Origin of the sequence: Roseburia hominis, from assembly GCA_040702975.1 — a bacterium.
GTDB lineage: Bacteria > Bacillota > Clostridia > Lachnospirales > Lachnospiraceae > Allocoprococcus > Allocoprococcus hominis_A.
This window is the reverse complement of record CP159990.1, coordinates 997,709-1,012,026: the sequence shown is the minus strand read 5'-3', so window position 1 is coordinate 1,012,026 and position 14,318 is coordinate 997,709. Positions and strand designations below refer to the sequence as shown.

The window sequence follows — 14,318 nt, the reverse complement described above, 5'->3', positions numbered from 1 at the left end:
TCCTTTTTTTATGTGAAGCTCGAAGAGCAATTCACCAGTACTATCAGTTACTTCTGACAAGTTACAGCCTTAATGAATATCGCTTGCTATACATCAAAGCTAAGACTGCCATCTGCTACTTCCTTCCATCTGTGGCATGCCACAAAATGTCCCGGCATAGCCTCCACAAACTGAGGATTCTCAGATTTACATTTTTCTGTTGCGAACGGGCAGCGCGTTGCAAAACGACAGCCTATCTTTGGATTGATTGGGGAATTAATTTCACCCTTCAAAATGATCTTTTTACTCTTTTCCAAAACATTCGTAGACGGGATTGCCGACAGCAAAGCGATTGTATACGGGTGCAACGGAGAATTGAATATATCATTTTTGGGTGCTTTCTCAATCAACTGTCCCAAATACATAACCCCGATATTCGTCGAAATATGTTTTACCACCGACAGATCATGTGAAATAAACATATATGTCAGCCCCATTTTCTTTTGAAGTTCCATCAAAAGATTCAGGATCTGTGCCTGCACGGATACATCCAGCGCAGATACCGGCTCATCACAGACGATAAATTGCGGATTAATGGAAAGAGCACGGGCAATAACCACTCTCTGGCGGCGGCCGCCGTCAAATTCATGAGGATACTGATTATAGGAACGCATCGGAAGCCCTACCAGATTCATCAGTTCTTCCACTCTTGCTCTTCTTTCTTCCGCTAACTTATAGAGCTTATGAAGCTTAAGCGGTTCTTCAATAATCTGCCCGATCGTCATACGCGGATTCAAAGATGCATAAGGGTCCTGGAAAATAATCTGCATATTCTGACGCATATGACGCATCTCGTCTGCGGAAAAATTGTTAATATCCATTCCATCATACAACACATCTCCACTGGTTGCTTCATGAAGACGAAGGATGACACGTCCCAGCGTACTCTTACCGCACCCTGATTCACCTACGATTCCCAGAGTCTCTCCTTTATTAATAGTAAGATTGACATCATCTACAGCATGAAGGAAACCCGCCGGAACAGGGAAATACTTTTTCAGTCGTCTGGTCTCTATTAAAACCTGATTTTCCATTATTCTCCCTCCTCGCTAAATAAATCAAAATGACACATAAATTTGTGCTTGTCACCCTGCTGTGGTGGCTGTTTTTTCTTACAGATCTCCTTGCAATAACGGCAGCGCGGATGGAAATAACATCCCGTAGGCAGGTCAGCCGCATTTGAGATTGCTCCTTCAATCGGAATCAGTTCCGTCGAATCATCATCCAGTTTCGGGATAGAGTCAAACAGTCCTCTTGTATACGGGTGCTTCGGATGCAGATACACATCGCGCACAGTTCCCGCTTCCACGATCTGACCCGCATACATGATTGCTACATTGTCACAGGTCTCAGCTACAACGCCCAGATCATGAGTGATCAGAATCATAGCCATCTTATACTGTTCACGCAGATTATTAATAATGTCGAGCACCTGTGCCTGAATCGTAACATCCAAAGCTGTTGTAGGCTCGTCGGCAATGAGCAGTCTCGGGTTACAGAGAAGACTCATTGCAATCACGACACGCTGTTTCTGTCCGCCTGAAAACTGATGCGGGTAATCATCGTAACGGTCACTTTTTACGCCAACAATTTCCAGCAAATCAATCACTCGTTTTTTAGCCTCAGCTTTTGAGATCTTCTCATGGGTAAGAACAACCTCCGCAAGCTGATCTCCAACCGTCATGACCGGGTTAAGCGCAGTCATGGGATCCTGGAAAATCATGGAAATACCATTTCCACGCATTGCCTGATTTTCTTTATCCGTATTATAAATTACATTCTTACCTTCAAAATCAATCTCACCGTCGACTATAATCCCGGGCGGATCCGGAATCAACTGCATGATAGAGAGAGCCGTCGTAGTCTTTCCTGCACCTGTTTCCCCTACAAGTCCCAGCGCTTCTCCCTCTTTCACTTCAAAATCTATACCATTTACCGCTTTTGCCGCAGCATCACTGGTAACATAATGAACATGAAGGTTTTTTACTTTTAAAACTGTATTTTTTTCCATTTTCTACCTCCCCACACTATTTGAGCTTCGGATCAAGCGCATCGCGAAGACCGTCGCCGAAGAAGTTGAATGCAAGTACGATGATAATAATAGCGAGACCCGGGAAAATAGCTATGTATGGGTTCGTCTCAAGGAAGGTGGAACCAGCCTTTAATACGTTACCCCATTCCGGCACATGCGCCTCAACACCGATTCCCAGATAAGACAGGGACGAGGTGGAAAGAACCGCTGAACCGATACCCATAGTAGCCTGTACAATAACCGGAGCCAGGGAGTTCGGGATAATGTGTTTAAATATGATCGTACCGTTTTTCGCGCCGCAGGCCTTTGCCGCTTCAACGAATTCCTGATTCGCAATTCCCATGACCTGAGCACGTACTGTTCTCGCATAACTGGGAATCACAGATATAGACAGCGCCAAAATAAGGTTCACTGTGCTGACTCCGAACGCTGCGATAATAGCAATTGCCAGCAAAATACTTGGCACTGCGTTAAGAACGTCCATAACACGCATGATCACGTTGTCTCTTCTTCCACCGTAAAATCCGGCTACCGCTCCTAAGATTCCGCCCAGAATAATCGGAACTATCGTAGAAATCATACCGATGATCAGGGAAATACTTGCTCCAAATACAATTCTGGTAAACACACAGCGGCCATAGTCATCACAGCCAAAGGGATACATCAGACTTGGCTCTGCAAGCCGTGCCACAAAGTTGTTGGAAATTGCAATATCATAATCAAAGGTAAGATTAGAGCCGATTGAAATTCCAATGAAAAATACTACAAAAAACATACCTATGACTGCAGTGTAGTTTCTGAACAAACGTTGGATAACGTCGATCCACTCCACACTAACCTCTTCGTTCTTATTGCGATATTTTCCGATTGTGATAAGTCCAAGCACAAATGAGAACACATTTCCTAAAGCAATTCCCAAAAGACAGACGATCGCAAACGGCATAAACTTCTTATCCGGCTTTTTACCAAAGGTATATTTGTTCACCGCCCAGATAATGACAATGTTTAACACTGCATAAAGTGAATAGAATCCGATTCCAAGCCAGAAAGTATCCACCAGCGCATCCTTGAACAAATTAAGAAGCGAAACAAGGATAACAAAAATATTTACTAACAGCGAGTACACCGAAAGCTGGTATTCCAGATTTTTTTCTTTTTTTACCAGCATTGCTCCGGCGATGAATAAAAGGAAGTTTCCTGTCACAACAAATGGAATCAATAAAATTCCCAATTTTCTTGTGGCATTTGTTATTTCTCCCGTTACTCCCGTCACTTCTTTTTCAATTCTTTTTACAATAATATACTGCAAAATGAACTCCACACCAAAAACTGCTGTGACAATCCCCATAACCGGAGAAATCTCTTTGCCTCTTATCAGCGGAAGTACAACCTGCCACAATGCAAGAAGCAGCACTCCTACACCGGTAACCTGGGACGCCAGTCTTGATGTCGTAAATTCCAGAGAGCCACTTAATTTTCTTTTGTTGACTTTCTTAATATGTAAGCTCTCATTCTTAGTCATTTCTTTCTTAGCCATCTTAAGCGTCTCTCCTTTCCTAGTAATTCTTCATCTTTGATTTAATACGCGGATCAATAAACGCATATAAAATATCAACTAACAGGTTCATCAGCGATACCACAAAGGAAATATAGACCACGCCCGCTAATACAACCGGAATATCCGGTATAAACTGTTTGTCTACAATGTAGGAACCAATACCGTTAATATTGAAAACTTTTTCTGTTACTGATGCTCCACCCATCAAACCGCCAAAAGACATACCGACTGTCGTAATAATCGGGATCAAAGCGTTCCCTAAAATATGCTTTAAAACGACTTTCTTTTCCGGAAGCCCCTTTGCACGGGCAGTTAAGATATAATCCGAATTCTTAACCTCCAGCATGGATGAACGGGTCATTCGCGCTATCGACGCCGACATACCGGTGCCGACGACAATTGCCGGTAAGATGAGCGTCACCAACTGATCCGGCTGGAAGGTGGCAGGCAGCCATCCCAAATTAATCGAGAACTCGAGAATAAACATAAGTCCCAGCCAGAAGTTCGGAATAGACAATCCCAAAAGTGCTATGAACATTGCAATATAGTCAAATGAAGAATACGGCTTGATTGCTGAAATAATACCCGCCGGAACTGCAATGAGCAAGGCAACTATCATAGAAGAAAAAGTTACCTGCATTGTAACCGGGAATTTTGCCATAATCGCAGCCATAACCGGTTCATTTCCCTGATATGCATTGCCCAGATCAAACGTGATCAGGTTCTTGAAGGTTTTAACCAGCTGCGTAAGGTAAGGCTGATCCAACCCATATACATGGTTAAATGTATCAATCTGTTCCTGTGTAGCAGTTTGTCCCAGAATGTTCGTCGCCGCATCCATCGGTGCAATATAAAGAATCGTAAATACCAGCCATGTTACACCGAAAAGAACGAAAATCATCAGGAATAATCGTTCCGTAACGTACTTCGCAATGGGACGCATATACAGTATCATCAAAATGTACATCGGGAAAGACAAGACAAACGACGCGATCATAAATACCGGATTCGCCATAAGCCCTGCATAACAGGAAACTACCGTAATTTCATGCATCCCCTGCATTTCCGCTTTTTCCTTGGCTTTGTCCTGCAAAAGCTGTTCAAAATTCTTCTCGGCGATAGCCTTTGCCTGCTTCTGCACCTCGGTTTCAGATACTGTTTTCTTAAAATACTCGTTCTTCTTTCTCACCTGAACCAAAGCATCCTGATAAAACTTTTCCTTCAGGCTTTGCATCTCTTCCTGGCCTCGCAGTGCTTCCTTCATTTCTGCAAACGCATCCTTGCCCTTTTTAGATCTGTAGACAACATACGTTACCAGCATTGTGAAGAAGCCCAGGAGCCACATCCAGATGCGGTACTGTGAGCTGCGATACATTTTTGCAAATGCACCATTAATTTTTTTACCTTTCATCTCTTCACCTCTTTTGTGATAATGCGTCTTTTGGGGATTCGCTCCAGTTAAAATCCCCTGAAACTTTATATTTTTGTCAGCTCGCCCCTGACAAGAATATACCAATTCGGCCATGGACAATGCAGCCGGTAGTCCTTCCGCCTGCATTGTCCAGACAGTTTAACACACGTGATTCTCACCAATCATAATCCGGATAATCTCTTCATTTGTTTCTTTCATTCCCTGCTTTCCGAGCCGACCTACATTTTGCAGAGAAGCTTCCACATCTTTTGCCACAATTCCGTCTCCGCCTACGAATTCCTGTCCGTGGGTATACATCTGATAACCGAAGATTCCCGCCTCTACTGCCGAAGCAATCTTCGCCGCACACGACGCCTTCGCCCCATCACAAACAATACCCGAAACGATCGCCAGGGCATTAACTATCGTGTGAATGATCGCCTCATATCCGCCGCCGCATAAATATGCAATTCCCGCACCTGCACCTGCACCTGCGCTCACTGCTCCGCAATATGCAGACAATCTGCCGATCGGCGTTTTCTGATGGATTGCCGTCAGATTGGAAAGGGCCAGCGCCCGCAGCATCTTTTCTTCTGATGCTCCTATTTCCTTTGCATATACAATAACCGGAACGGAAGCCGTAATTCCCTGATTGCCGCTACCGGAATTAATGATCACAGGAAGCTCACAGCCATTCATTCTGGCATCAGAGCCGGCTGCCGCCATCGCTTTTGCCTTGACTGTCAGATTATTGCCCCCGATATCCAAAAGGACCGCCCCGATATTGGCCCCATAATTTCCATGAATTCCCTCTTCTGCAATAGCCATATTATATTGCATCTGGCGTTCCAGAATCTCTTTAATATCCTCTACATCCACAGTCTCTGCAAAGTCAAAAATATCCTTCATGTTCAGCAGGCTTCTGTCTGTTAAGCCTTCCTCACTCTCAGAGGCAACCTCTATCTCTTTCAGAATCTCACCATTCTTTTCTATCAGAACAATATTCGTGTGATAATTTGCAATACGTACCTTTGCATACGAATCACCTTTATAAAGCGTAACAATAATATCAAATGTAATACCATTGTCAATATGTTCTACTACGATCTCCGTTTTCTCCAGAAATTCCTTCATTGCATGAATCTGCTCTGCCGTTACACTGGCGATTACCTCTAATTCCTTGTCCGGATCTCCTGCTATAATTCCTGCCGTAGCTGCCGCCGGAATTCCTTTTAAATGGTTCGTATTCGGCACGATTACAGATTTTACATTCTTGATAATACTTCCACTGGCCCCGATCACAACACGGTCCGGCATTTCCCCGAGTACATTGCGCGCCTTAGCTGATGCGTAAGCAAGTGCAATAGGCTCAGTACACCCCATAGCCGGTACAAGCTCTTCCTTCAGAATATTAATGTACGCTCCATACTTTACATTGCTTTTTTCCATCTTTTTTCTCCTTCTGTATTGCAAGATGATCAATATATTCCTGCATTCTTCACTTTCTGAAATCCCTCTTGATTTCTATATGTTTTAAGTGTATCATATGATTATATTAGTGTAAAATTTATTGTTTTTATAATATCATTAAAAATTTTTTATAAGTTTTACACAAAGGACTTGCTTTAAATGTACTTTTTACACTGCTAAATGTCATATAACTCGTCAACAGGAGACTATTTTTCATCAGCAGTTTCCACAATTCACTAAAAGAAGGTGCAGGTATGGTACTTCGTGAGATTAAAACTTTTCTTTACGTTGCAAAGTTTCAAAGTTTTTCCAAGGCTGCTGAACAACTCGGCTATACTCAGGCAGCTGTAACCATCCAGATCAAGCATTTAGAGACGGAACTTAACGTCCATCTGTTTGACCGCATCGGCAAACAGATCACCCTCACCCACCAGGGCATGGTCTTTTATGAATATGCTGTTCTGATCATGAATAATGTCACACACGCCAAGGAAGCAGTTTCTGATGCCCAGCATTTAAACGGACGACTCTGTATCGGAACTATAGAGTCCATCTGCGCATCCATATTCCCCGCTCTCTTACGGGAATACCATCGGGTCTATCCGCAGGTAAATGTCAACATTATTACGGATTCGCCTGAAACACTCCTGAATATGCTGGATAAGAATACAATTGATATCGTATATTTGCTGGACAAACCCATGTATGACAACAAGTGGATCAAAGTTCTGGAAGAACCCGAGGATGTCATGTTCGTCTCCTCTTCTTCAAACGAGCTTGCCGAAAAAGAACACCTTGAGCTTGACGACGTAATCTGCCAGCCCTTTATTTCCACTGAAAAAGATGCCAGCTACCGTTTTCTTCTGGAACAGCATCTGGCCTCTATTGGAAAAGGACTACATCCTTTCCTGGAAACCGGGAACACTGAATTTATAGTCAAACAGCTTCGGCACAATCTTGGCGTCTCATTCCTTCCCGCATTTACCGTACAGCACGAGGTCGATGCAGGAGAGCTTGCCTTTCTGAATGTAGATAACTTCCATCTGCAGGTTTGGCGGCAGATTTTCTATCATAAAGACAAATGGGTGACAAAAGAGATGACGGCTTTTCTGCAATTAGCGCTCACATTTCCCCTGCAGCCGGAATAAGCCATGTGCACTTTTTTAATTTTTCAGGGACATGACCTGCTTTAACCGACAATATAGACCGCGGCCTGATGATTTAACGGGCTGCGGTTTTTATAGTCGAACAGCAGCACCAGCGTTTCCGGCTTCATGTCTCCCAGAACATTATTTGTAAACGCTTCTAAATGCGTCATCTTACGCATTTTTCTTTTATCAAACTCATCATAGTTCCATAAATATTTTCTTTCTATATCTTCTTTATCATAGAATTCCCTTGCCAGTTCTTTATGGACACGCTCCTCCCCCGCAAAAGCCGGACGATTTTTCGCATTCTCGCGCAGGTAAAAATCCAACGTCAGCAGTTGGCGGTATTCCTCTAAATGCTCCGGATCCTTTTCCCCGGCAAATGCAAGCAGAATCCCATATCTGGTCACACGGGCATGACTCTCCTGCGTCAGCTCCCTCACCTCATAGAACTTCGCCAGTTCTTCAAAAAATGCGAATGGGCCCGTAAATCTCCGAATCAGCCAGGGAAGCGTATAACAGAACTGCCTGCTGTTATAGTAGACTTCCACCATCTCTTCAATCTCCTTCAAACGCAGGGTATCTGCATATGGCAGCCATCTCGTGGCCAGCACCTCGTATGGCGGAGCACTCTTATATATTAATGAATAGTTTGCTTTCTGCTCCTCCATATAGGAACCTTTCAGCACCTTCAAAAATCCCAGCTCGAGCTGTTCCGGCTCCAGTGCATAGACATCATCAAAAGATTTCCGGAAGCTCTCATAATCTTCATAGGGAAGCCCTGCGATCAAATCCAGATGCTGGTGGATATTCCCGAAAGAATGGATCCTCCTCACGATCCGCGCCACTTCCTCAAAACGCATCGTCCTCCTGATCTCCCTTATGGTCTCGGGATTCGTAGACTGCACGCCGATCTCCAGCTGAATGAGTCCCGGCCGCATATGCCGCATCAGCTCTAATTCTTCTTCCTTTAACAAATCCGCCGAAATCTCAAAATGAAAATTCGTGATTCCGTTATCATGCTCTAATATATAGGACCAGATTGCCATAGCATGGTCATGCCTGCAATTAAAGGTTCTGTCAACAAACTTCACCTGCGGGACCTGATGATCCAGGAAGAACTGCAATTCCTTCTTCACCAGCTCCAGCTTCCGAAAACGCAGGCACTTATCGACTGACGACAAACAATAGCTACAGGAAAACGGGCAGCCCCGGCTGGACTCGTAATAAATAATCTTATTCTTAAAGATATCCATATCTTCATATATGAACGGAACTTCGCTCAGGTCCATCACCTGCCGCCATGGATTCTCGATCACCTCGCCGCTGCCTGAACCTGCTTCGGCGAAGCTGTCGCTGCTCCTCTTTCTCCATGTGATCCCCTCAATATCTTCCAGGGAGTTCCCCCTACCCGCATAACAGTAAATGAGTTCCAGAAACGTCTCCTCTCCTTCCCCCTTCATGACTCCGTCCACTTCCGGGAGGCGCAAAAGCGTCTGGCACGCGTCATACGACACCTCGGGACCACCCAGCCATATGATAGCATCAGGTAATATTTTGTGAACCTCTCTTACCACCTCTTCCACATAAGTAATGTTCCAGATGTAACATGATAAGCAGAGCATATCCGGTCTGCTTTTGTAAATATCCTGCAGAATCGCATCTGTCTGCTGATTAATCGTGTATTCAGCAATATCTATCGTGATATCCGCCTCTTCCGGCAATTTTTCTTTTGCATAAGCCCTTAGGCTGTATACGGCAAGATTGGAATGGATATATTTTGCGTTAATAGCGGCTAATAGTATTTTCATAATTATAGTTCCTTCTTCTCTGCTTCCTCTCCCTTGACCAGCAATTCAATCGCCTGCCTCAGGGCCTCCGACTTCGCCACATTCATCTTCTTGCAGTATGCTTCCAATCTCCTCTGCATACTGCTGTCCATGCGCAGTGTAAAAACGATGTCTTTATTATTCTCGCCTTTTGGTCTTCCTACTTTTCCCAATTTTAATCCACCTCTTCTTTCATTTTTGTAGTACAAATATTTTAATACATGTATTACAAAAAAGCAAGCACATTTTTATTGATTTTCCTTCCTTATTTCCGTATAATGATGTACAGTTCCTTTTTTTGCCGTATCACCTTAATCAACTAGCTGTACTACCTTAATCCACTAGCAGGAGGAAGACCCATGCGTCCCAAGCTGACCGAAGACGAAAAATACATGAAAGAAGCCATCAGGCAGGCGAATAAAGCGTGGCAGCTCGAAGAGGTCCCCATCGGCTGCGTGATCGTACATGAGGGCCGTATCATTGGACGTGGCTATAACCGCCGCACAACTGACGGCAATCCCCTCGCACACGCCGAACTGATTGCGATAAAAAAGGCCAGCAAAAGGCTCGGTGACTGGCGCCTGGAAGACTGTACTCTATATGTAACTCTGGAGCCCTGCCAAATGTGCTCCGGCGCCATCATTCAGGCCCGTATGAAACGCGTTGTAGTCGGGTGTATGAATCCGAAAGCCGGTTGCGCCGGATCTATTTTCAACCTTTTGCAGGTACCTAAATTCAACCATCAGGCTGAGCTTACCACAGGCGTTCTGGAAAAAGAATGTTCACTGATGATGAAAGAATTCTTCAGGGAATTGCGTATGAAACAAAAAGCATTAAAGGCAGCAAAAAGCTCCTGATGTCTAAAAACACCAGGAGCTTTTATATTGCCATACATACCTAAGTGAAGGTCCCACAGACCTTCATCTCGGTTACTATACATACCTGAAATAAGATCCGGTGGACCTTATTGGGGTAATATAAAATTATTTACCAAAACCATTCTTTACAGTCTGTCACTGCTCAATGTCATATTCTTATACTCAGCGACAGAGCGGTCAAATCCTTTGATGTGATTGTAAAGCCACTCAACAACCTTCTTCTGAACCTGATCTACGAATGCCTCGCTGGGTCCTTCTTCCTCTTCCAGCATATTATGAAGTTCCTCAACAGTCTTACGAAGTTCCTCATGTTTTTGCTTATGCTCAGCAAGTCCCGGATATTTGATCTCTTCCTGCAGTTTCTCTTCTGCCTGGAAATGATAGTCGGTATAATCAGCCAGATATCCAAGAGTCTGAACGGCTGCCATCTTACCAGAATTCAGTTCGCAGCTTTTTAATAATTCATTAATCTTTCCGATCAATTCTTTGTGCTGCGCATCAATCATCTCGTTACCAGTTACCAAACTTTCGTCAAATTCTGCGTACATTCTGCTCTTCCTCCTTTTTTTATGTGCGCTGTGCGTCGAACAGACCCTCCCAAACGTTACCCTGGCCGCAAACTCAACCCAGGCTACCTTACGGCACCCGAGAGCTTCTGCTTAGTGCTGCTTCGTTCCCGACCTGACACGGTTCACAGATTCCCGCCGCGTAAGACCCGGATATCAACGCCGCGAACCAGGGGCAGCTTTGACAAAATATGCCCTCGGCACAGCATCACCCCTACTGTAGCGGATTGTAGGTACAGGGTACCGCTAACACCCCGGCTGCACGTTTTCTACTTTACCTTGTTTTGGGGCAAATGTCAATATATCCGGGAAATTTATTCCCAAACCACCCTAATTCCCTTAACTCCATTCGATTCGTCATGACTCCAAATACCCCTTCTTCACTTAATTCTGAATCAAAGCACCTACAGCACGACACCAATATCCAAACTCCTCTCCTGTACTTTTTCCTCCTTCACCTGAGATGTTTTCCTGCCCGTCCGGCCGCATGAACTGTCCAAATCCAAAAGCGGAGGCTGCCTGCTGTTCCCGGGGATGGTAGATTCCCGGAACGCCAAGCCAGCAATAACCGTCCTTCTTAAAAGAAACAAGATAGTGGTAATTCCGATAACCATGCATCAGGAAATGATTATTTGCCAATTTCCACTCCCGGCGTGGCAGTTTTGCAAGATCGCGGCGGGTAATCTTATAGATTTCTCTTTCTCCCCGCGTATCCTCTTCCGCTTTGGCCTGTACGGTCCCTTCCTCTTGTCCCTCGCTTTCAACTTCTGGCGCATTTTCTTTCTCCCCGAGAGGTTCCACCGGTTCATTATTATTCTCTTCCCTCACACTTCGTACCTCTCCCCGTACCTCTGTTTCCTTTGTCATATTTCTATTTTCACCACTATTTCTTATTGGCGCCTCTTCTCTGTTTGCACTGCTTCCTCCCGATATACCCCTCATTCTGACACCGTTCTCTTCTGACGCATTTTGTATTTCTCTGCTGTTCTCCTCCGGTGAGTTTCCCATTGCCCCATTGCTCTTTTCCAGCTCTTTTCTTATTTTCCCACCGTTTTCCACAGTTTTACTTCGCATTCCGTCGTCATTCTTTTCTCGTGTATTTTGCTTTCCCGCACCGTTCTCCCCCAGTTCTTTCCTTATTCCACTGCCATTTTCCCCCTGCTCACTTCGCATCCGCTCATCATTCTCCCCCAACGCATCCTCTTGCCCCGCGCCGTTCTCCTCCAATTCTTTTCTTATTCCTCCGCCATTCTCTCCCTGCTCATTTCGCACTCCATCCCCGTTCTTCTCCCGTTCATTTTGCTTTCCCGCATCGTTCTCCTCCGGCCCACTTTCCCTTCTCGCATCGTTCTCCTTCTGCCGCAGCACTTCCTCCCGCCGTATCATTTTCTCAATTGCTGCCGTCCCGTCGTTCCACAAAGCGGCATACCAGCGGCATCCTTGCCCTGCCGGTAACGACGCCCTCTCGCTGCCCCTTTCTCTTTCCATCTCCATACCGGAGGCACAGCTTAAGATAATCACCCCTTCAATCGCCTGAAAGATTTCCTCCCCACCCACATCTTCGGGGGTATATGTAAGACGGTATCCGAACATCGGCCGCACATTTTCGGCCGTTCCCATAGAGATCCCCACGACCTGATCCCCCATGAGATAAAAAAGAAGAATTTCCATCGACCTGCCCGCCGTCGGAAATCCTTTCCCATAAATCTGAAGGACTGCCGAACTGCCGGACTCCTCTGCTTTCACGAACCCGGCATTTAGCACCCTTCTTCCATTTTGATATTCGTATAAATATCGGATAAATTTTTTCATAGCCTGCATTTTCGCTCCTTTACACTTTTCTTCGCTATTACAAACTATTCAACCTTTATCCGAAACATTCCTTCTGTTACAACACTGCATTCAATTCCTGATACAGACGCTTTGCATAGCTGTCCGTCATTCCACAGATGTAATCCGTCATCAGCAAAAGCCGCAGATATAGCTTCTCCACCTCGTCTTTGCCTTCACTTTGAAAATGATAGGCATTCTTATAATTATCTGAGATCAATGCAATCAATCGCCGGTCCAGCGTATCCGGTTTCTCCTTTGGGTTATCATACCTCACAACTGCCGCTGCGAACTGATCCATCAGGAAATTAAGAATCACTGACTCCGTCACTTCCATTTTGTAGATCTGCTCCGACGTAAACACGATCCGATACGCCATATCCCCAAGCAAATCCATGAGTTTCTCTGCAAAAGTCCCATAAAACAGATCGTGCCCATACGTTCCTTCCATGATCTCACGATAATGCGATGTAAATCCGAACGTAGCACAGCTGATCAAAAATCCCTGCACCCGCACGATCCAATTCTTGACCGCATATTCTTCCGGACACTTCTCTCCTCTTTTCACGCCGCGCTCATATAATTCATTCAGCTTCCCTAGCGCGTCGAACCGATATGATGCATTTCCCGTTCGTTCCCTCAAATCACTGCAGTCGGCCGCAGAACGTTCATCGACGGCTCCCGCCGTATACCTGCCGTCTAAAGCCCCCAGTTCTCTGCAGAGCTGATGATAGGAAAGAAATCCCTTCACGAACGCGTCCTCGATATCCGCCGTCTTATACGCGATATCGTCGGCAGCTTCCAGGATATACGTCAGAGGATGCCTTCTTCCCCTCGTTCCCGTAGCCTCCTGCACGGCCTGAAAAATCTCCCGGTCCGCATAATAATATCCCAGCTTTTTATCCTTAATGTTCCCTGATGCGGTATTCACCTCCGTAGATGCCACCGGGTATTTGATAATGGTATTCAGAAGAGCATAGGTCAGATTCATACCATGCTCGTCCACCAGATAATGCAGCTTCGTCACCAGACGCAGCGCCTGCGCATTTCCTTCAAAATGATACAGGTCCTGCTTCATCTGCTCCGTCAGGACCTCCGAGACCGGCTTCCCGCCAAACATCATTTTGTCCAGATTTCTCTCGAACCACTCCCGGATAGCCATTTCCCCGAAATGTCCGAACGGGGGATTCCCTATATCGTGAATCAGCCCCGCACACTGTACGATACTGCAGATGTCTTCCTTCATGCGCGGCGTAAAATCCGGGTCCTTTTTATAAGCCAATATATTTTCCCCGATATTCTGCCCAAGCGATTTTGCAAAAGAAGAAACCTCCAGAGAATGTGTGAGCCTCGTCCTGATAAAATCACTTTTGTCCAGCGGAAATACCTGCGTCTTATCCTGCAGCCGCCGAAAAGACGCACTTCCTATAATACGGTGGTAGTCTTTTTCGAACTCACTTCGCAGGTCGGTGGACCTGGCATATCTGTTCCCCACTCCCCCGCGGCTCCGCTGAGGTGACAATAACTGTTCCCATTTCATCTTCTATTTTATTTCCT

12 protein-coding genes and 1 other RNA gene are annotated in these 14,318 nt (G+C 45.3%); 2 read left to right on the top strand and 11 right to left on the bottom strand.

Annotated elements, in window-relative coordinates; translation table 11 throughout:
- Positions 1–86 precede the first annotated feature (86 nt).
- The 5 genes from ABXS75_04685 to ABXS75_04665 all read right to left on the bottom strand — a co-directional run bounded on the left by ABXS75_04685 (position 87) and on the right by ABXS75_04665 (position 6,489).
- Entirely contained in the window at positions 87–1,073 is a 987-nt protein-coding gene (locus ABXS75_04685) for an oligopeptide/dipeptide ABC transporter ATP-binding protein (GenBank protein XCP86109.1), read from the bottom strand.
- Positions 1,073–2,050 carry an ABC transporter ATP-binding protein gene (locus tag ABXS75_04680; protein ID XCP86108.1) on the bottom strand — a complete coding sequence of 326 codons (978 nt, stop codon included), beginning with the start codon at positions 2,048–2,050 and terminating at the stop codon, positions 1,073–1,075. Before ABXS75_04680 ends, ABXS75_04685 begins: the two co-directional genes overlap by 1 nt.
- A gap of 16 nt (positions 2,051–2,066) precedes the next feature.
- Complete coding sequence (locus ABXS75_04675) at positions 2,067–3,608, bottom strand: ABC transporter permease (protein ID XCP86107.1); 1,542 nt, start codon at positions 3,606–3,608, stop codon at positions 2,067–2,069.
- 19 nt (positions 3,609–3,627) lie between these two features.
- Positions 3,628–5,040, bottom strand: coding sequence for an ABC transporter permease (locus ABXS75_04670; GenBank protein XCP86106.1), 1,413 nt, complete (start codon positions 5,038–5,040; stop codon positions 3,628–3,630).
- 159 nt (positions 5,041–5,199) lie between these two features.
- Entirely contained in the window at positions 5,200–6,489 is a 1,290-nt protein-coding gene (locus tag ABXS75_04665) for an L-serine ammonia-lyase, iron-sulfur-dependent, subunit alpha (GenBank protein ID XCP86105.1), read from the bottom strand.
- Between the two features lie 275 nt (positions 6,490–6,764).
- On the opposite strand from ABXS75_04665, the gene ABXS75_04660 reads away from it, so the two are divergent.
- Positions 6,765–7,658: a LysR family transcriptional regulator gene (locus ABXS75_04660; GenBank protein ID XCP86104.1), complete on the top strand. Its 894-nt coding sequence runs from the start codon at positions 6,765–6,767 to the stop codon at positions 7,656–7,658.
- Between the two features lie 41 nt (positions 7,659–7,699).
- Here ABXS75_04660 and ABXS75_04655 read toward each other — a convergent pair whose 3' ends face one another.
- Both ABXS75_04655 and ABXS75_04650 read right to left on the bottom strand, forming a co-directional pair.
- Positions 7,700–9,469: a B12-binding domain-containing radical SAM protein gene (locus tag ABXS75_04655; protein XCP86103.1), complete on the bottom strand. Its 1,770-nt coding sequence runs from the start codon at positions 9,467–9,469 to the stop codon at positions 7,700–7,702.
- Between the two features lie 2 nt (positions 9,470–9,471).
- Positions 9,472–9,660, bottom strand: a complete 189-nt coding sequence (locus ABXS75_04650) for a ribbon-helix-helix protein, CopG family (GenBank protein XCP86102.1) — start codon at positions 9,658–9,660, stop codon at positions 9,472–9,474.
- 186 nt (positions 9,661–9,846) lie between these two features.
- Between ABXS75_04650 and tadA the strand changes: the two genes are divergently transcribed.
- Positions 9,847–10,344, top strand: coding sequence for a tRNA adenosine(34) deaminase TadA (tadA, locus tag ABXS75_04645; protein ID XCP86101.1), 498 nt, complete (start codon positions 9,847–9,849; stop codon positions 10,342–10,344).
- Between the two features lie 146 nt (positions 10,345–10,490).
- On the opposite strand, the gene ABXS75_04640 is transcribed toward tadA, so the two are convergent.
- From ABXS75_04640 to ABXS75_04625, 4 genes are all read right to left on the bottom strand, one after another.
- Positions 10,491–10,913, bottom strand: a complete 423-nt coding sequence (locus ABXS75_04640) for a hemerythrin family protein (GenBank protein ID XCP86100.1) — start codon at positions 10,911–10,913, stop codon at positions 10,491–10,493.
- 21 nt (positions 10,914–10,934) lie between these two features.
- Positions 10,935–11,197: signal recognition particle sRNA large type (gene ffs / locus ABXS75_04635), an RNA gene on the bottom strand.
- A gap of 118 nt (positions 11,198–11,315) precedes the next feature.
- Positions 11,316–12,743, bottom strand: a complete 1,428-nt coding sequence (locus tag ABXS75_04630) for a hypothetical protein (protein ID XCP86099.1) — start codon at positions 12,741–12,743, stop codon at positions 11,316–11,318.
- 76 nt (positions 12,744–12,819) lie between these two features.
- The gene (locus tag ABXS75_04625) at positions 12,820–14,301 is read right to left on the bottom strand and encodes a deoxyguanosinetriphosphate triphosphohydrolase (protein XCP86098.1); all 1,482 of its coding nucleotides are present in this window, start codon (positions 14,299–14,301) and stop codon (positions 12,820–12,822) included.
- Positions 14,302–14,318: the final 17 nt, after the last annotated feature.

Bases quoted from the DNA above. Each gene is read 5' to 3' on its own strand.
- ABXS75_04680 (XCP86108.1), bottom strand. From the start codon at position 2,050: ATGGAAAAAAATACAGTTTTAAAAGTAAAAAACCTTCATGTTCATTAT.
- ABXS75_04640 (XCP86100.1), bottom strand. From the start codon at position 10,913: ATGTACGCAGAATTTGACGAAAGTTTGGTAACTGGTAACGAGATGATT.
- ABXS75_04625 (XCP86098.1), bottom strand. From the start codon at position 14,301: ATGAAATGGGAACAGTTATTGTCACCTCAGCGGAGCCGCGGGGGAGTG.
- ABXS75_04675 (XCP86107.1), bottom strand. From the start codon at position 3,608: ATGGCTAAGAAAGAAATGACTAAGAATGAGAGCTTACATATTAAGAAA.
- ABXS75_04630 (XCP86099.1), bottom strand. From the start codon at position 12,743: ATGAAAAAATTTATCCGATATTTATACGAATATCAAAATGGAAGAAGG.
- tadA (XCP86101.1), top strand. From the start codon at position 9,847: ATGCGTCCCAAGCTGACCGAAGACGAAAAATACATGAAAGAAGCCATC.
- ABXS75_04660 (XCP86104.1), top strand. From the start codon at position 6,765: ATGGTACTTCGTGAGATTAAAACTTTTCTTTACGTTGCAAAGTTTCAA.
- ABXS75_04665 (XCP86105.1), bottom strand. From the start codon at position 6,489: ATGGAAAAAAGCAATGTAAAGTATGGAGCGTACATTAATATTCTGAAG.
- ABXS75_04670 (XCP86106.1), bottom strand. From the start codon at position 5,040: ATGAAAGGTAAAAAAATTAATGGTGCATTTGCAAAAATGTATCGCAGC.
- ABXS75_04655 (XCP86103.1), bottom strand. From the start codon at position 9,469: ATGAAAATACTATTAGCCGCTATTAACGCAAAATATATCCATTCCAAT.
- ABXS75_04685 (XCP86109.1), bottom strand. From the start codon at position 1,073: ATGGAAAATCAGGTTTTAATAGAGACCAGACGACTGAAAAAGTATTTC.